General features: G+C 70.3%; 16 protein-coding genes and 1 tRNA gene. 15 read left to right on the top strand and 2 right to left on the bottom strand.

What is annotated here, in order from left to right; all coding sequences use genetic code 11:
* Positions 1-12: 12 nt before the first annotated feature.
* Positions 13-2112: a hypothetical protein gene (locus OHT61_RS10670; protein WP_329037219.1), complete on the top strand. Its 2100-nt coding sequence runs from the start codon at positions 13-15 to the stop codon at positions 2110-2112.
* A gap of 232 nt (positions 2113-2344) precedes the next feature.
* On the top strand, positions 2345-3589 hold the full coding sequence (locus tag OHT61_RS10665; protein WP_329037218.1) for a glycosyltransferase family 2 protein: 1245 nt from the start codon (positions 2345-2347) through the stop codon (positions 3587-3589).
* 32 nt (positions 3590-3621) lie between these two features.
* On the opposite strand, the gene OHT61_RS10660 is transcribed toward OHT61_RS10665, so the two are convergent.
* Entirely contained in the window at positions 3622-5046 is a 1425-nt protein-coding gene (locus tag OHT61_RS10660) for a polysaccharide pyruvyl transferase family protein (RefSeq protein ID WP_329037216.1), read from the bottom strand.
* A 275-nt stretch (positions 5047-5321) separates the two neighbouring features.
* Between OHT61_RS10660 and proB the strand changes: the two genes are divergently transcribed.
* The 6 genes from proB (at position 5322) to OHT61_RS10630 (ending at position 11914) form a co-directional block, all read left to right on the top strand.
* Positions 5322-6449 (top strand): glutamate 5-kinase, encoded by a 1128-nt coding sequence (gene proB, locus OHT61_RS10655; RefSeq protein ID WP_329043194.1) that lies wholly within the window; start codon positions 5322-5324, stop codon positions 6447-6449.
* Positions 6450-6572: 123 nt separating this feature from the next.
* On the top strand, positions 6573-7058 hold the full coding sequence (locus tag OHT61_RS10650) for a hypothetical protein (protein WP_329037214.1): 486 nt from the start codon (positions 6573-6575) through the stop codon (positions 7056-7058).
* Positions 7059-7155: 97 nt separating this feature from the next.
* Positions 7156-8439, top strand: coding sequence for a glutamate-5-semialdehyde dehydrogenase (locus OHT61_RS10645; RefSeq protein ID WP_329037212.1), 1284 nt, complete (start codon positions 7156-7158; stop codon positions 8437-8439).
* A gap of 77 nt (positions 8440-8516) precedes the next feature.
* Positions 8517-9113 carry an SCO2584 family spore wall biosynthesis protein gene (locus OHT61_RS10640; RefSeq protein WP_329037210.1) on the top strand — a complete coding sequence of 199 codons (597 nt, stop codon included), beginning with the start codon at positions 8517-8519 and terminating at the stop codon, positions 9111-9113.
* A gap of 294 nt (positions 9114-9407) precedes the next feature.
* Positions 9408-10136, top strand: coding sequence for a DinB family protein (locus tag OHT61_RS10635; RefSeq protein ID WP_329037209.1), 729 nt, complete (start codon positions 9408-9410; stop codon positions 10134-10136).
* A gap of 656 nt (positions 10137-10792) precedes the next feature.
* Entirely contained in the window at positions 10793-11914 is a 1122-nt protein-coding gene (locus tag OHT61_RS10630; RefSeq protein ID WP_329037207.1) for an SCO2583 family membrane protein, read from the top strand.
* Here the strand turns inward: OHT61_RS10630 and OHT61_RS10625 are convergent.
* Positions 11847-13013, bottom strand: coding sequence for a M48 family metallopeptidase (locus OHT61_RS10625; RefSeq protein ID WP_329037206.1), 1167 nt, complete (start codon positions 13011-13013; stop codon positions 11847-11849). The genes OHT61_RS10630 and OHT61_RS10625 overlap by 68 nt on opposite strands.
* Positions 13014-13124: 111 nt before the next feature.
* Between OHT61_RS10625 and OHT61_RS10620 the strand changes: the two genes are divergently transcribed.
* From OHT61_RS10620 to OHT61_RS10590, 7 genes are all read left to right on the top strand, one after another.
* The gene (locus OHT61_RS10620; RefSeq protein WP_327118725.1) at positions 13125-13277 is read left to right on the top strand and encodes a hypothetical protein; all 153 of its coding nucleotides are present in this window, start codon (positions 13125-13127) and stop codon (positions 13275-13277) included.
* Positions 13278-13361: 84 nt separating this feature from the next.
* Positions 13362-13523: a hypothetical protein gene (locus OHT61_RS10615; protein ID WP_329037205.1), complete on the top strand. Its 162-nt coding sequence runs from the start codon at positions 13362-13364 to the stop codon at positions 13521-13523.
* A 39-nt stretch (positions 13524-13562) separates the two neighbouring features.
* Positions 13563-14180: a nicotinate-nucleotide adenylyltransferase gene (nadD, locus tag OHT61_RS10610; RefSeq protein WP_329037203.1), complete on the top strand. Its 618-nt coding sequence runs from the start codon at positions 13563-13565 to the stop codon at positions 14178-14180.
* A gap of 19 nt (positions 14181-14199) precedes the next feature.
* A complete protein-coding gene (locus tag OHT61_RS10605; RefSeq protein WP_329037202.1) occupies positions 14200-15960 on the top strand; it encodes an LCP family protein in 1761 nt (586 codons plus the stop codon).
* A 60-nt stretch (positions 15961-16020) separates the two neighbouring features.
* Positions 16021-16452 carry a ribosome silencing factor gene (rsfS, locus tag OHT61_RS10600; protein WP_329037199.1) on the top strand — a complete coding sequence of 144 codons (432 nt, stop codon included), beginning with the start codon at positions 16021-16023 and terminating at the stop codon, positions 16450-16452.
* Positions 16449-17102, top strand: coding sequence for a histidine phosphatase family protein (locus OHT61_RS10595; RefSeq protein WP_329043193.1), 654 nt, complete (start codon positions 16449-16451; stop codon positions 17100-17102). The genes rsfS and OHT61_RS10595 overlap by 4 nt, the downstream gene beginning before the upstream one ends.
* A 116-nt stretch (positions 17103-17218) precedes the next feature.
* Positions 17219-17291 (top strand) — tRNA-Ala (locus tag OHT61_RS10590).
* Positions 17292-17451 lie beyond the last annotated feature (160 nt).

Below are 17451 nucleotides of genomic sequence, written 5' to 3'. Positions count from 1 at the left end.
TATCCCTGCGTCATGATCGCCGCGCTTCTCCCCGACATCTGGTTCTTCGCGGCGGCCACGGCTGTCACGTACGTCGCGGACTGGTATCTGCACCAGCGCGGCAGTTATCTGATCAACCGGCTCGGCAAGGTGCGGGCGGGACTTTCCATCCGCTTCCTGCTGCGTCAGCTGATGGTCATTCTCCTTCTGGCCCGCCTGGACCTCGCCGAGGAGCCGCTCTTCTACGCGGCGGTGGCGTGCTTCCTCGTCTTCTACGGGCTGCAGGCCCCGCACGGTGCCCTGACGACACTCATCCGGCTGCGACGCAGCCTGCCGATCGTCACCCGCAACGTCGACCTGCACGCGGTCCGTATCCCCGACGCCCCGCCGCGCGCTCTCCTGCACCGCTCCAGCGAGAAGATGCTGCACCTCGACCTTCCCGCGGTCGCCGGCGTCCTGGTCGCCGCCCGTACCGGCGAGGACGTCGCCGGCTACGTCGGCGCCGGTGTCACGCTGCTGCTGGCAGTTCTTTACAACGTGCTCCTCGCCCCCTATCTGCGGCGCAGCCGGCGGGCGCCGTCGGCCCCCGCGGTGCTGAAGGCTCTCGACGTCTGGCTGCGGGAGTACCAGCCCACGGTCGTGCTCTACTTCTCCGGTTCCAACGAGTCCGCCTACCAGGGCAACATGTGGCTGGACACCATGGCCGCCGTCGAGGGACGCCCGCTGATCGTCATGCGCGAGCGCAACCTCGTGTCGCAGCTCGCGGACACGTCGGTCCCCGTGGTCTGTGTGCCGGCCGGCACGCACCTCATGAACATGGACCTCTCCTCCGTACGGGTCTGCCTGTATCCGGCGAACGTCGGCAAGAACATCCACATGCTGCGCGTCCCGACGATGAAGCACGTCTTCATCGGCCACGGCGACAGCGACAAGCTGGCCAGCGTCAACCCCTACTCCAAGGTGTACGACGAGGTGTGGACGGCGGGCAGGGCGGGACGCGACCGCTACGCGCTCGCCGACGTCGGTATCCGCGACGAGGACATCGTCGAGGTCGGACGCCCCCAGCTCGCCCCCATCGAGAGCTGGACCGGCGCCACGAAGAACCCCATCCCGACGGTGCTCTACGCCCCCACCTGGGAGGGCTGGGACGACAACCCCGGGAACACCTCGCTGCTGCTGGCCGGCGAGAACATCGTCCGGCGGCTGCTGAAGGCCGACAGCCCCGTGCGCGTCATCTACAAGCCCCACCCGTTCACGGGCATCCGCAGTGCCAAGGCCAAGGCCGTGAACGCGCGGATCAAGGCCCTGATCAGCAAGGCCGCGCAGGAACGTGCCACCGACCCCCGGTGGATGAAGGAGGCGTCGGCCGCCGCCGCCGGGCAGCGCGCCGCCACGGCGGAGCTGGCCCGTATCGACGCCAGGCTGGCGGAGCTGGCGATGCCCGGCCGCGCCGGGGGCGACGAGTCGGAGGAGTCGCGGGTCGCGCTCGCCGATCCGGCCCGCCAGGCCGAGCTCGTCAGGCTGCGTACGGAATGGAACGACGCCTACTGGCGCTCCTTCGGCTGGTGGGAGCACAGGACCGTGGCGGGCGCACAGCCCAAGCTGTACGACTGCTTCAACCAGTCCGACGCCATGGTCTCGGACATCTCCAGCGTCGTGTCCGACTTCATCGCGAGCGGCAAGCCCTACGCGGTGACGGACTCCGCAGAACTCGGTGCGGACGAGTTCAGGCGCAAGAACACCGCCGTACGGGCCGCAGTCATCCTCTCCAACGGTGCGGAGGAGATCGACACGCTGCTGAGCGCTGTCGCCGATCCGTCGGCCGACCCGCTGGCCGGAGCCCGTCACGAGCTGAAGAGCTACCTGCTGGGGCCGGACGAGCCGACCTCGATGGAGCAGTTCAACGCCGCCGTGCACGCGCTCACGGCCCGGGCCGAGGCCCGCAACGCCGGTGTCGAGCAGCGTCTGGGCGAGCAGCAGGCCGCACCTCTGCCGGATCCCGAGGCGGCGTCCAGCGGCGTCGGCGACGGGGCGGCGGAGATCGTCGCCGAGGCCGAGGCGGCGGTCGACCCCGATGTGCCGACCGCCGAAGCCGAAGCCGAGATCGGCGCAGGTCCCTCCACGCTGCTCTGACCGCGAGGTCTCCACCGTGCCGAACGCTGGTGACTGCCGGGTGTGATCCGGACGTCATCCAGTTGTTCGAAACTTGTCTGGTTGTCGACGCAACCTCTTCGACGGCCCGTCCGTCTCCTCCTCAGGGAGGGGAACGTACGGGCCGTTCGGCGTGTCTGTGCACGAAACGAACCGAACAAAGTCGTTCTATCGTTTCTCCTGATAAATACAAACATGTATGAACCGGGGAGTAATGAGCAGTAGCGCACCACGTGCCGAGGTTCCGGACGTCACCGTCATCATCGGCGCCTACGAGGCGATGCCCTACCTGGTTCGCTGTCTCGAATCGGTCGAGGCACAGACGCTCGGGACGGGACGCATCGAGATCGTCGCCGTCGACGACGGGTCCACGGACGGCACGGGGGAGTACCTGGAGGAGTTCGCGGCGCGCACTCCCATCGAGACGCGCGTCGTCCGCCAGAAGAACTCCGGCGGCCCGAGCGGCCCTCGCAACGTCGGCCTCGGTCTCGCACGCGGCCGGTACGTGTTCTTCCTCGACGCCGACGACTACTTCGGTGAGGAGGCGCTGGAACGCATGGTGGCCATGGGCGACCGTGCGGGCACCGATGTGGTGCTCGGCAAGGTGGTCGGCGTCAACCGAGGTGCGGCGAAGTCGATGTGGAAGGAGACGCTCGAACGGGCCGACCTCTACTCCTCCAACATCAAGTTCACCCTGAGCGCCCAGAAGCTGTTCCGCCGGGATCTTCTCGTGCGGCTGGGGATGCGCTTCGACGAAGCCCTCAAGACGGGTGAGGACGCGCTCTTCACCATGGAGGCGTATCTGCGGGGTTCCGGGGTCTCCGTCGTGGCCGACTACACCTGCTACTACCTGGTGGGCCGCGACGACGGCAAGCACGTGACGAAGAGCGGCAGTTATGTGCTCCGCTTCGATTCGGCCCGAGCGCTGGCCGCTCTGATCGCCGAGCACGTGCCGCCCGGGCCGAAGCGGGACATCCTGTTGGTTCGCCCGTTCGTCATCACCCTCCTCCCGCAGTTCGGGCCCGCGCTGCTCAGGCAGTCCGACGAGGTGCGGAGGAGGAAGATGGAGCTGGCAGCGCCGATTCTGGAGGCCTACTGGTCACCGGGCCTGGCGCGTCGGCTGAAGGTCAACGAACGGCTCCGTCTGACCTGCATCGCGGAGGGCAGGCTGGATCTGCTCCTGGACGTTCTGCAGTTCATACAGGACAAGAAGAAGCCGAGAGCGGTCCGCAAGGGGCTCCGGGGCCGGTTGCACCTGGTGTACCCCCACTTCGGCGAGAGCGCGACGCTGCCCCTGTCGGCCTACGAACTGACGGTCCCCGAGTGGATCGGCCGCAAGCGGATCGACGTACCGGGCCCTCAGTCGTTCGCCCTCTTCCTGCGGCGGCTCGCAGGCAAGGCGCGCAGGACGGTCCGATCGGCCGGCCTGCGCGTGCCGCACCGCGCCCACAAGGTCTGAGACGGGCGCGGTGCGGTCTCGCGGGTGGATCCCTACTGCTCGGGGCGCAGAAGCCTGCGGACCGGACGCCCCACCACCCGGCGGGCGCGCCGGTAGGCGGAGGGCCAAGCGGCCGCGCTGTCGCCCGCCTGCAACTTGATGCTGACCGGACCGGACCTGTTCGCGAGCTGGCTGAGCAGCAGGGCGTTCTGCTCGGAGAGCTCGGTCATGCGGCTCTGCATGAAGCTGAACCGGCTGCTCATCGTCTCGGGGTCCGAGTCGGTCCACGGGCGGACAGCGGCCGGCAGGGTGCGCTTGGCGAGCAGCGCGTCGAACGCCTTGCCGCCGTCGCCGTGGTGGAAGGTGTTCTCCAGGCCGTTCTTCTCCATGAAGCCGGTGAACCGGAGGAACCGCTCCTTGTGGCCGTTCACCAGCTCGCCGAAGTCGGCCGCCTCGTACAGCTCGGCGGGGTCGATGTTCTTCGGCGTCTCGGAGATCTTGCGGTGCGGGATGCCGAAGTACCGGCAGAGCTCCAGCGTCCGCGAGTCGCTGCAGAGCACGGTGCTCGGGACGCCGGCCAGCAGCGCGGCGATGTTGCCGTGGATGCGGGAGCCGAACGAGAAGTCGAACGCGCGCAGCTCATCGATCCAGGTGGCCGGGTCGATGTAGAGCCTGACCTTGCCCTCGCGGTACATCGGATGCGACGGATGGGTGGGCATCGAGGTCTGGGCGCCGATCGGGTTCGACGTCTCCCGCCAGTGGAGCAGCTGGGCCTCCAGGAGGTTCTGCCCGACGAACCGGAGATGCGGATAGCGCTGGTGGGCCTGCCGGATGATGGCGTCGAGACCGTGGGAGCGCACGGCGCTGTGCGAGCCGTTCACCGAGATGCGGGATTCCGCGGTGAGCGACTCGGACTTCTTCTCGAGCGTGAACGTCTCGCCGTTCATGAACATGGAGGGACAGCCGATGACTTCGACGTCCCGGAATCCCATGCTCTTCAGGTACTGCTCGGTGAACTCCCCGCGCACGCCGATGGACGCACTGCGGTTGAGCACTTCGGTGACGAATTCCCTGACCGTCGGCTCCATCGGCTTCAGCCTGGCCGCGTCGTACTTGAGGTCGGCCTGTGCGCCCACACCCAGGACGACGACGGGAATGCGCAGCTTCTTGATCAGCTGTGTCATCCGCTTCAGCGGCCGCTCGAACGTCGGACGGAACGCGTTCGCCAACGGGACGACGAATACGTCGAACTCCTCGTTTATGCGGTCGGCCGCCGAGGGATCCGTGCGGATGCCGTTGGAGAAGACCTCTGCCCGTGGGGTCGTGAGGATCTTGTGCGACGCATCACTGAAGATCAGGTTGCCCGCGTTCGTAGCGAAAACATCCCTGTGGAGCGATTGTTCGAGTGTGTCCACATCGAAGGGGCTTTTACCTGATCGGAGAAGAATGCGTCGCTGGCGGGTGGGTTCATCAGTCACCTAATGAGGGTAGCCCGATGAACGGCCTGTGGAGATTACGTAAATGACTCCATTCGGGGGCATGTCGGAACGCGTTTGCCGGAGCGGCTCCTCCGTAATGCGGCCTCCTGCCGCGTCAGCAGTTGAGACGGCTCGGTGCGGTGCGGACCCCTCGCGTAGATTGAGGGGAACCGCGCAGGACGACGTGATGGGGACAGGCGTACGTGTCAGGGGCAAGGGATTCCGAAGGCGCACTCGGCACACCCCCGGAGGGCGACGCCGGGCTCAGGCCGGACGTGACCGGTGCCCGCCGGATCGTCGTCAAAGTGGGGTCCTCCTCGCTGACCACCGCGGCGGGAGGCCTCGACGCCGACCGGGTCGACGCGCTGGTCGACGCGCTCGCCAAGGCCAGGAGCGGCGGGGACCGCGAGATCGTCCTGGTCTCCAGCGGCGCCATCGCGGCGGGGCTCGCGCCCCTGGGACTCGTCCGCAGGCCCAAGGACCTGGCGCGCCAGCAGGCCGCCGCCAGCGTCGGCCAGGGGCTGCTCGTGGCGCGCTACACCGCTTCCTTCGCGCGCTACGGCATCCGGGTGGGCCAGGTGCTGCTCACCTCCGACGACACCAGCCGGCGGGCCCACTACCGCAACGCCTACAGCACGCTCGACCAGCTCCTCGAGATGGGCGCCCTCCCCGTCGTCAACGAGAACGACACGGTTGCCACGGACGAGATCCGGTTCGGCGACAACGACCGGCTCGCCGCCCTCGTCGCCCATCTCGTGCACGCCGACCTCCTCGTCCTCCTGTCCGACGTCGACGGCCTCTACGACGGTGACCCGAGCACGCCCGGCACGACGCGGATCGCCGAAGTCGGCGGCCCCGCAGACCTGGAGGGCGTCGTCATCGGCAGCGCCGGCAAGGCCGGTGTCGGAACCGGGGGCATGGTCACCAAGGTCGAGGCCGCCCGCATCGCGACCGCCGCCGGGATCCCGGTGGTCCTCACCTCCGCCAGCCGGGTGACGGACGCCCTCTCCGGACGGGACACCGGCACACACTTCCACCGCACGGGACGCCGTTCGGCCGACCGGCTCCTGTGGCTGGCCCACGCCTCGACACCCCGGGGCGCCCTCACGCTCGACGAAGGGGCGGTGCGCGCCGTCGTCGAACGCCGTACGTCCCTGCTGCCCGCGGGGATCAGCGCGGTGGAGGGCGAGTTCTCCGCCGGTGACCCCGTCGAGCTGCGGGACCCCGCCGGCCACGCGGTCGCCCGCGGCCTCGTAAACTTCGACGCCAAGGAGATCCCCCAGCTCCTCGGCAGGTCCACCCGCGACCTCGCCCGCGAACTCGGGCCCGCCTACGAACGAGAGGTCGTACACAGGGACGATCTCGTCGTCCTCACCCCGCACGCGGGCCCCCGAAACGGCTGAAAGTCCGGCCATCGGGCGGAGACCTTCACGAAAACCGCCCCATACCCCGCTCCGGGCTGGTCAACTTTGTCACGGGGACACGAAGGGGCCAGCACAGCTACGCATTCACACAGGAGGCCGCCGGTGAGACGAGCGCGCCCGGGGGCGCCGCCCCGCGGATCGGGCAGCCGCGCCCTGACCAGCGTCGGGGCGGGGGCCGACTTCGCCGACGCCCCCGCCGGCCAGGCCCTCGAACAGGAACCGGTGACGACGGACGACGAGCGCGTCCGCTCCAGGCTCTGGCACATCACCCTCAGCGTCTCCGGTGGCGAGACCCCGCTGAGCGAGGTCAGACGCGGGCTCGAACAACTGGCGCACGATCACCCCTTCCTGCTGACCAGCCGGTACGCCAACGACCACGCCGAGATCCGCTACTGGGAAGAGGCCCGGGACCTGCACGACGCCGCGGCGGTGGCCCTGCGGCTGTGGGGGGAGCACCGGTCGAGCGCCCGGCTGCCCCCCTGGGAGATCGTCGGCCTCGAAGTCATCGACCGGCAGACGTACCACCTGCGCATCGCCGAGGGATACGGTCCGCCACCGGCGGCCCCGGTCGGGGTGCACCCGTACTGACCGGGCGTACCGGACCGGGTGCACGGGCACCGGTACGCCCGTCTCGCATCACGGGATACGTGACGAATGCCCGCAGTGGGCGCACTACCCTGCGGGCATGACCACGCTTTCGCCGTACGACAACATGTCCCCGGTCGCCCAGGCCGCCTACCGGGCACGCGCCGCCGCCGACGACATCGCGCCACTCCCGCGCGCGGCGAAGGACGACGCCCTCCTGGCGATCGCGGACGCGCTCGAGGTGCGCACGGGCGAGATCATCGAGGCCAACGCCGAGGACATCGCCCGGGCCCGGGAAACCGGGACCAGCGAGTCCGTCGTCGACCGGCTGACGCTCACCCCGGAGCGCGTCCGCGCCATCGCCGCGGACGCCCGGGACGTGGCCGCCCTGCCCGACCCGGTCGGCGAAGTGGTCCGCGGCTCCACCCTTCCGAACGGCATCGACCTGCGCCAGGTCCGGGTACCGCTCGGGGTGGTCGGCATCATCTACGAGGCCCGCCCCAACGTGACCGTCGACGCCGCCGCCCTCTGCCTCAAGTCGGGCAACGCCGTGCTGCTGCGCGGCTCCTCGTCGGCGTACGCCTCCAACACCGCTCTCGTACGGGTCCTCCGCGACGCCGTGGGCGGCTCCGGTCTCCCGGCGGACGCGGTGCAGCTGGTGCCGGGGGAGAACCGTGACTCGGTGCGCGAACTGATGCGGGCCCGCGGACTGGTCGACGTGCTGATCCCGCGTGGCGGCGCCTCCCTCATCCGCACGGTCGTGGAGGAGTCGACCGTCCCCGTCATCGAGACCGGCACCGGCAACTGCCACGTGTACGTGGACGCGCAGACCGATCTCGGCATGGCCGTCGAGATCCTGGTCAACTCCAAGGCGCAGCGCCCGAGCGTCTGCAACTCCGCCGAGACGCTCCTCGTCCACAAGGACATCGCCGCCGAGTTCCTTCCCCTGGCCCTCGACGCCCTGGCCGACGCCGGGGTGACGGTGCACGGCGACGAGCGGGTCCTGTCCTACGCCGAGGGCTCCAAGGCGACGGTCGTGGCGGCGACGCCCGAGGACTGGGAGACCGAGTACCTCTCGTACGACATCGCGGCGGCCGTCGTGGAGTCGCTGGAGGGGGCCGTGGCGCACATCAGGCTCTGGTCCTCCGGCCACACGGAGGCGATCGTCACCACCTCGCAGGCCGCGGCCCGCCGGTTCACCCAGCTGGTCGATTCCACGACGGTCGCCGTGAACGCGTCCACGCGGTTCACCGACGGCGGCCAGTTCGGCTTCGGGGCCGAGATCGGCATCTCCACCCAGAAGCTCCACGCCCGGGGCCCGATGGGGCTTCCGGAGCTGACGTCGACGAAGTACATCGTCACCGGGGACGGCCACATCCGATAGCCGCGCGGCCCCCGGCGGTACGGACGATTCTGTGCGCTCTCTGCCCGGATCGCCCTGCCGGGGGCTACGCTGAAGCCGTGCCGGACGACGTGGGGGGCAAGCCGTTCCAGGACGGCTGGGAGCCCGACGACGACCGCGGGGGCGCGGACGAGGACTTCGCCTCCGTGGTGTTCGACGAGGACTTCGTGCGGTCGGCGGAGATCCACGAGCCCAGCGCGGTCGAGCGTCTTCTCGCCGCCGCGGAAGCCCGCGCCGAGGCGGAGGCGAGCAGGGCACGCTTCCGTCGCGATTCCCGGGACGACGACCCCTACGACGGGTACGGCCCGGAGGGTGCGTACGGCCACCGGAGGGCTCGCGGCGGCTTCTGGGACCCCGACGACCCCGATGGCGCGCGCGGAGACGCCTCCGACCCCTACGGGCCTGACGGCGGCGCTCTGCGCCCCTATCGCGGCACGGCGCACTGGCACCGGCCGATCGCCTGGCTGCTCGCCGTGCTCATAGGCATCGGGATGGTCGCCCTGGCCTTCAGCGCGGTCTACCGAGGCGCGGCGAACAACCGGCAGGAACAGGTGCCGTCCCCGGCCACGAGCGGGGTGGACAAGCCGGGCCCGGCTCCCTCGCTCTCGGCCGGGCACTCCCGCCCGGCCGTCTCCGCGGTCCCGCGCACGCCCTGAACCGGGCGGGGGCGCCGCAGGCCGTTCCGGTAAGGCCCGGGCGCGAGAGGCGAGGGGCCCGGGCCCGGGCCGGCTGTGCAGGGCGCCTCAGGGGCGCTGCGCGGGTGGCCGTGGTCCGGGCCACCGGGGAGGGCCGGCACGCGGTCGCCCGGCACGGTCGCAGCGCGGGTGGCCCGGCGGTGGCCAGGCCACCGGGTACAGCCCTCAGCCGACGCCCCCTTGCGCGGAGGAATTCGATCGCGCGTCCGGCCGGTCGTCCGTTAACTTCTGGCGAACTCGCGAGGGGAGCCAGGTGTGGAGACGGACGGCGCGCGGACGGACCGGCTGGGCGTACTGCTGGAGCAGTTCGACCAGGTCAGGGAGGCGGCCCAGGTGCGGCTGTCAGGACTCGGCGACGAGGAGTACCTCTGGGAGCCGGCCCCCGGCTGCTGGTCCGTCCGGCGGCGGGACGAGGCCGGGACACCCCGGGCGTTCGGACCCGGCGAGTGGGTCATGGACCTCGGCGCCCCCGATATCCCGGGCAGCGAGTACGCCGAGGTGGCGCGGCAGGTTGCCGGCGGCATGACCGTCGAGAAGATCGCCGACGACTGGAGCGTGAGCGTCGGCCGGGTCCAGGAGGTCCTCTCCCACACCGGCGTACCCGAGCCCGACGTGACGCCGGTGACGACCATCGCCTGGCGGCTCGGGCACCTGCATCTGCAGTTCGCCGGGGCCTGGGAGTGGACCTTCGGTGAGCGGCGGCAGGACCCGAAGCTGATGGTCGACTTCAGCCCCTCCGCCGCGGTGGCTGTCGAGACGTTCTGGGCGTCGGTCGACCGCTGGCGCGACAGCGTCGCGACAGTCACCGAGGAGCAGCTGGACACGGTCGGCTTCTCGGCCTACCCGTACAGCAACGACGACGAGTACCCCTACGTCAACGTGCTGGCGGGGGGCAACATCGAGTTCATCCACCACATGGCCGAGATCGCCATGCTGCGCGACCTGTGGCGCTCCATTCCAGGACGACCGGCTGAGCGTCCCTGAGGCCGGTGAGTCCCCACCCCGGCTGTGGCCCGAGCCCAGCACATACGCTCGCCGCGCTCCGCGTGACGACAGGAGTCCGGACTCAGCCGTCCAGACCGGGCCGGGGACGGTCATGGCCGAAACGGGGGTGGGGACGGTCATGCCCGGGACCGCGGGGGAGGGCCGCTGCCGGGACCGGGCCGGGGACGGTCATGGCCGGGACCGGGCCGGGGACGGTCATGGCCGGGACCGCGGGGCAGGGCCGCTGCCGAGACCGGGCCGGGGAGGGCCACCGCCGGGACCGGGCCGGGGGAACCCGGATGGAGTAACGGCCGGGTGGAAGCCGCCCCGGCCGCGGCCCTGGGGCCTGCGAGCGACACCCGTACGGCCGTAGGAGCACCGCCGCGCGAGGGAGCCTGGTCGGCGGGGCCGTGCGGGGCCGGTCTGCCTGCCGGCCGGCGCGACTTCCGACTGCGCTCCCACCTGCGCGGCGTTTACCGTGATGACGATCGACCCAATCTGAAGGTACGACCCTGTGACCCCTCCTCCCGTCCCCGTCTCCGGGGAGAGGGCCCTGATGCCGAACCCGTGACGGACAGGTCCGCCCGCAGCCGCCCGGCTGAGGCGGATCCCAGCGCCCGCCCTCACCCGGCGGCGCGCGGAGGTCGGGAGGAGTCATGGCAGGCCGCGGAGAACCGCCGGAAGGGACGCCCGAGAACTCTTCGGGCGGCGAGGACGAGTACCGCTCCCTCGTCTTCGACGAATCGTTTGTGCGCGCCGCCCGGCTTCAGGAGTTCTCCGCCAGGGAACGCATGGGTGAACCTGCCCGCGCCGTACGCTCCCTCCCCGGCAGGGTCTCCCGCAGGCACCGCTCCAGGGCCGGCATAGCGCTCGTGGTGCTGATCGCCCTGGCGTTCGCCACCGCCGTCTACATGGGTTTCCGCAACCCCTACCCGGCCCCCGTCGGCCGACGGGCCGAACCGCTGCACACAACCGTCGTCCCGCTGGCCCCCCAGGGCCCGGTCCCCGCGGGGACACCGGAGTCCCTCCTCGACGACGGTCCGGCAGCGGGATTCCGCACCGGCGCCTCGGGCATCAACCTTCCGGCCGTACGGAGGACCAAGAACTTCTCGGACAGCCAGGTGACCATGGGCCTGACCACGGTCAAGGACTACCTGGTCGCATCGGCGCTGGACCCCGACGTGCTCACCGGAGGAGTCGTCCGGCCGGTCGGGCGCCTCCTCGACCCGGACCAGACGGTGCAGTTCGACCGGAGCGTAGGCGCGCCGGCCGCCGACGGCGAGCACCTGGCGACCGGCTGGCTGGTGCGTTTCGACCCGGCGAAGGTGGAACTGGCCGACCCCGAGATCCGGGTGCAGGGCACCTTCACCTATGCGGAGGCGGGGGCGGACACGCTGGAAGTCGTGTCCGACCACACCTTCACCTACACACTGCGACCTGCGGTCTCCGGCCCTCACCGCGCCGACGCGGCTTCGCTGTTCACCGTGCGCCGCGTCATGCGCTTCCTCCTCGACCGCGAGGACATCAGGCTCCACCGGCTGGAGGTCCGCAGCGCCTACGTCCAGGCCGGCCCGCAGTCCTGCTCCGCCGACATGGCGGGTGTCCTGCGCCCGCTGCTCGCAGGCGAGCGGGCGGACACCCGGGGGCCCGCCGGCACCGATCCCTACGCCACGGGCGTGCCCACGGCCGCCCTCTGCGGCACCCTGGCGGTCAGCCCCCAGCCCCCGGCTCCTCCTCGGGGCCCGGACGCCGCCAAGTCCCCTCCGAGCCGTCCGTAGCGTCCGTGCCGGTCCTCGTGTCCGAGGCGGACGCGCCACCCTTGCCGGTGGCGCCGCCTCCCGAGGCAGCCCCGCCGCTCGCCCCGGTGAACCTGTCCCGGAGCTTGCCGCCGAGGTCCCCCGCGCCGCCCGCGATATCACCGACGAGCTTCATCAGCGGGTCCTTGCTCGTGCGCACCGTGTCCGCGTAGTGGGCCGCGGACTCCCGGAAGGAGTCCGTCACCGAGGTGTCCTTGTCCTCGTCGCGGCGCGGGTAATGGCCGTCCATCAGGCGCTGGTAGTCGCGCGACTCCGACCACTTCTTCAGCTCGGCCGCACGCACCGTGGTGAACGGGTGGGTCCGGGGCAGGACGTTGAGGATCTTGAGCACGGAGTCGCGGAGGTCTCCGCCCTTCTCGTACTCGTCGGCCTGGGCGAGGAAGGCGTCCACGTTCATCTCGTGGAGGTGATTGCCGCCGGCGATCTTCATCAGCCCGCGCATCGACGCACGCAGGTCCTGGCCCACCAGCAGCCCTGCCCGGTCGGCGGACAGCTCCGACTTGCGGAACCACTCGCGCAGCGCCGTCACGATCGCCATGATCGCGACGTTGCCGAGCGGAATCCACGCCACCTTGAGCGCGAGGCCGGTGAGGAAGAGCAATATCGTCCGGTACACCGAGTGACCCGAGAGGGCGTGGCCCACCTCGTGGCCCACGACGGCCCGCATCTCCTCCTCGTCGAGCAGCTCCACGAGCCCCGTCGTCACCACGATGATCGGCTCGTCGAGACCGATGCACATGGCGTTGGGCTGGGGGTCCTGCGTGACGTACATCGGAGGGACCTTCTTCAGGTCCAGGATGTAACAGGCGTCCCGCAGCATGTCGTTGAGATGCGCGAACTGCGCGTCACTCACCCGGACGGAGTCCGACAGGAAGAGGAGCCGCAGACTGCGCTCGGGAAGCAGACCGCTCAGCGCCTTGAACACGGTGTCGAAGCCGCTCAGCTTCCGCAGGGCCACCAGGGCCGAGCGGTCCGCCGGGTGTTCGTACGCCCGGGACGAGATGCCCGGGAATCGCTTGCGCTGCCTGCTCGGCACGCCCTCGTGGCCGGTGTCGGTCATGGATGCCCCCTGTTTCGTACGAGACGTCGCTCGTCCCCCTGACAAAAGCCAGCGTATGTGCTGGCGCTACGGTGTGCGGGGGGCTGTGGATAACTTTGAGGAGCGCCCGGAATGCCGCACATCGCAGTACTGCTCGCCGCCGTGTCCGAGGACCAGGGGCCGGGCGACACGCTCCGCGTCGTACTCCTCGTCTCGCTCGTGGGAGCCGCTCTGCTCGGCTGGTTCCTGCTGCGCGGATACCGCAACGACGACAACAACGACTGAGTCGGCGTGAGCGTGCCCGCGGCTCCCGCATACGATGTGCGCGACGTCTCCCTCCAGATCCCCGATGGATAGGTCCTGCAGAAGATGAGCCTCACGAGCACCGCGAACCAGCTGGCCAACCTCGCCGCCGAAGGTGAGCACGGTGGCAACCACGAAAGCCTCAGCCCGTATCTCACCGGTGGCGGCGCCCTCGTCGTGCTGCTGCTCCTGCTCTGGGTCACCACCCGCTTCAACCGGGACCGCTGAGGCGCAGGACGAACAGCTGTGCCAGTAGGGTCTGCACGCATGGGAGAGCAGGAAGTGCCTACCGGACGCGGCAAGCGCCGACTCGGCGTGATGGGCGGGACATTCGACCCGATCCACCACGGCCACCTCGTGGCGGCCAGCGAAGTGGCCGCCCATTTCGACCTGGACGAAGTCGTCTTCGTGCCGACGGGACAGCCGTGGCAGAAAAGCCACAAGCAGGTGTCCCCGGCCGAGGACCGCTATCTCATGACGGTCATCGCCACCGCGTCCAACCCGCAGTTCTCGGTGAGCCGCAGCGACATCGACCGTGGCGGGCCGACCTACACGATCGATACGCTGCGGGATCTGTGCACGGCCCACGGTGACGCGGACCTGTTCTTCATCACCGGCGCCGACGCCCTGTCCCAGATCCTCACCTGGCGGGACGCCGAGGAACTCTTCTCGCTCTCCCACTTCATCGGTGTGACCCGGCCGGGTCACGTGCTGACGGACGACGGACTGCCCGAGGGCGGTGTCTCGCTGGTGGAGGTGCCCGCGCTGGCGATCTCGTCCACCGACTGCCGGGCGAGGGTCGCCCAAGGGGAGCCGGTCTGGTACCTGGTGCCGGACGGTGTCGTCCGCTACATCGACAAGCGCCAGCTGTACCGCGGCGAATGAGCCACGGAGAGGGGCACCTGTGACCGACCGCCAGAACCCGTACGACCCGTACTACCAGCAGCAGCCGCAGATCATCGGCTACGACGAGTACGGGCAGCCGGTCTACCAGCAGCAGGGGCAGCAGCAGTACGACCCGTACACGCAGCAGCAGACCCAGCAGCCCCAGCAGGACGGGCAGCCCCAGCAGGGCTACGGCTACGACCCGTACGCCGGTACGCAACAGTACGACCCGTACGCGGCCCAGCAGGCGCAGCAGACGCAGCACCAGGGCCAGCACACCCAGCAGCAGGGCCAGCAGGGTTACGGATACGACCAGGGCTACGCCGGGTACGGCTACGACACCGGCACACAGCCCGTCGTGAACGACTCCACCCAGCAGTGGGCCGCCGTCCCCGCCCCCGCCGCGCCCGCCGCCGCCCCCGCTCCCGTCGCCGCCCCGCCGCAGCCGGACGAGCGGCGTGAACCCGAGCCGCAGGCCGGGACCGGCGTGCCCGGGCAGCGCCGCGCCGACGGTGACTACCGCACGGAGCAGTTCTCCTTCATCGAGGAGCCCGACGAGAACTCCGAAGACGTCATCGACTGGCTGAAATTCACCGAGAGCAGGAGTGAGCGGCGCGAGGAGGCACGGCGGCGCGGGCACAACCGGATGGTCGCGCTGATAGTCGTCGTGACACTCGTGGTCGTCGGGGGAGCCGGCTACCTCTGGTTCGCCGGAAAGATCCCGGGTGTCGCGGGCAAGGACGAGCAGACCGCCGCGGCCGCCGGCCCGCAGAAGAGGGACGTCATAGTCGTCCACCTGCACAACACCAAGAAGGGCGGCACCTCCACGGCGCTGCTCGTCGACAACGTCACCACCAAGAAGGGCACCACCGTCCTTCTGCCCAACTCCCTCGCGGTGGCCGGGGACGACGGTTCCACCACCACCCTGGGCAAGTCGGTCGACGACGACGGCTCCAGCGGAACCCGCGAGGCGATCGACACGCTGCTCGGCACCAGCATCAGCGGCACCTGGCGGCTCGACACGCCCTACCTCGAGAACCTCGTCGAGCTCGTCGGCAACATCGAGGTCGACACCGACGCCGCGGTGCCCGCCGCCGAGAAGGGCGCTTCACCGCTGGTCCGCAAGGGCGAGGCCCAGACGCTGAGCGGCCAGGCGGCCGTCGCGTACGCCACCTACCAGGGCCCTGGTGAGCCCGAGGCCAAGCAGCTCACGCGGTTCGGACAGGTCATGCGCGGCGTGCTCCGCAAGCTTTCGGAGGACCCCAAGGCCGCGACCGTCACGATTCAGACGCTCGCGCAGATCCTCGATCCGTCCCTGCCGGAGCAGGACCTCGGTGCCTCGCTGGCGAAGCTCGCCGGGCACGCCAAGGTCGGCGACTACAAGACGGAACTCCTCCCGGTCCAGGACGACGGGACCCTCACCGAGAGTGCCACCGAGAGCGTGGTCAAGGACGTTCTCGGCGGCAAGGTGAAGGCCCCGGACCAGGACGCGGCGGTGCGTGTAGGCATCAAGAACGCCACCGGCAGCGCCCGCGGCACCGAGAGCGCCCGGGTCCAGCTGGTCAACGGCGGCTACGCCTTCGTCGACGGGGGCACGGCGGACACGGCGGCCTCGTCCGCGGTGGTCTACGGCGCGCCCGAGGACAAGGCGAAGGCGGTCGAGGTCGCGAAGACCCTCGGTCTGCCGGAGAGCGCGGCCGAGAAGGGCAAGCCCGCCGCCAACGCGGACGTGTCCGTGGTCCTCGGCCGGGACTACGAGATCCCGAAGGCGACGTCGTAAGGGCTGTCGGCGGTCCGTGAGACCCTAGAGGTTGATCTGACCGCCGACGAAAGCCTGCATGTGACCGCCACGGACCGCTCCATCGAGCTCATCACCGCCGCCGCCCAGGCGGCGGCCGACCGGCTCGCGCACGACATCATCGCCTACGACGTCAGCGACGTCCTGTCGATCACCGACGCCTTCCTCGTGGCCTCGGCTCCCAACGACCGCCAGGTCAAGTCGATCGTCGACGAGATCGAGGAGCGGCTGCAGAAGGAGCTCGGCGCCAAGCCGGTGCGCCGCGAGGGCGACCGCGACGCCCGCTGGATCCTGCTCGACTACGTCGACATCGTCGTCCACGTCCAGCACAGCGAGGAGCGCGTGTTCTACGCGCTCGAGCGCCTGTGGAAGGACTGCCCCGAGATCGCCCTCCCGGAGGACGCGGTCAAGACCCGGGGCAAGGCCGAGGAGCACGCCCAGCTCAACGGCGGCACGGAAGGTGAGCAGAACTGAACGGCAGCAGGAGCGGCAGAGGCCGCAGGATCGTCCTCTGGCGCCACGGCCAGACGGCGTGGAACCTGGAGCGGCGCTTCCAGGGGTCCACGGACATCGAGCTGACCGAGGCCGGCGTCGGGCAGGCCCGCCGGGCCGCCCGGCTCCTCGCCTCGCTCGGGCCGGACGCGATCGTGGCGTCCGACCTGAGCCGGGCAGCGGCTACGGCCGCCGAGCTCGCCGCGGTCACCGGCCTGACCGTCGCGCACGACTCCGCCCTGCGCGAGACGTACGCGGGCGCCTGGCAAGGACTCACGCACGAGGAGATCGTCGAGCAGTACGGCGAGCAGTACGCCGCGTGGAAGCGCGGTGAGCCCGTGCGCCGGGGCGGTGGCGAGCTGGAGACCGAGGTGGCCGACAGAGCCGCCCCGGTCGTCCTGGACCACGTCGGCAAGCTGCCGGACGCGGGGACCCTCGTCGTCGTGAGTCACGGCGGCACGATCCGGACGACCATCGGCCGGCTGCTCGGTCTCGAGTCCCACCACTGGGAAGGGCTCGGCGGGCTGTCGAACTGCTGCTGGTCCGTCCTGGGGGAAGGCGCGCGGGGCTGGCGTCTGCTCGAGCACAACGCCGGGACGCTTCCCGAACCCGTGCTCGGGGACGACGACTGACGGGTGCCGCGAGGCCTTCCGCCGCCGGTCGGGACCGGATTTCACTTTCCGGCTGGTCGCAGGCTAAAGTTCTTCTTGTTCGCAGCGCGGAAACGCAGGGAAACACAGCGGACAGCGGGGCTATAGCTCAGTTGGTAGAGCGCCTGCATGGCATGCAGGAGGTCAGGAGTTCAATTCTCCTTAGCTCCACAGTGAAGATCCCGTCCCCGGCAGGGGGCGGGATCTTTTTTTCGTCCCCTGCCGGGGACGGAGACGGCAACGCGCGCGGGAACCTCCCAACTGCCTTGCCCCGCCGGGCACAAGGGGAGACGGGGTGCCGGGGACCCCGTTCCAGCGGCGGGCAGGCCCG

This window comes from Streptomyces sp. NBC_00178 (assembly GCF_036206005.1).
Taxonomy (GTDB): Bacteria; Actinomycetota; Actinomycetes; order Streptomycetales; family Streptomycetaceae; genus Streptomyces.
The sequence above is the reverse complement of the archived record's forward strand: the minus strand, read 5'-3'. Positions and strand labels throughout refer to the sequence as shown.

Bases quoted from the DNA above. Each gene is read 5' to 3' on its own strand.
- OHT61_RS10670 (WP_329037219.1), top strand. From the start codon at position 13: ATGATCGCCGCGCTTCTCCCCGACATCTGGTTCTTCGCGGCGGCCACG.
- OHT61_RS10665 (WP_329037218.1), top strand. From the start codon at position 2,345: ATGAGCAGTAGCGCACCACGTGCCGAGGTTCCGGACGTCACCGTCATC.
- OHT61_RS10645 (WP_329037212.1), top strand. From the start codon at position 7,156: ATGACCACGCTTTCGCCGTACGACAACATGTCCCCGGTCGCCCAGGCC.
- OHT61_RS10630 (WP_329037207.1), top strand. From the start codon at position 10,793: ATGGCAGGCCGCGGAGAACCGCCGGAAGGGACGCCCGAGAACTCTTCG.
- OHT61_RS10625 (WP_329037206.1), bottom strand. From the start codon at position 13,013: ATGACCGACACCGGCCACGAGGGCGTGCCGAGCAGGCAGCGCAAGCGA.
- OHT61_RS10620 (WP_327118725.1), top strand. From the start codon at position 13,125: ATGCCGCACATCGCAGTACTGCTCGCCGCCGTGTCCGAGGACCAGGGG.
- OHT61_RS10615 (WP_329037205.1), top strand. From the start codon at position 13,362: ATGAGCCTCACGAGCACCGCGAACCAGCTGGCCAACCTCGCCGCCGAA.
- nadD (WP_329037203.1), top strand. From the start codon at position 13,563: ATGGGAGAGCAGGAAGTGCCTACCGGACGCGGCAAGCGCCGACTCGGC.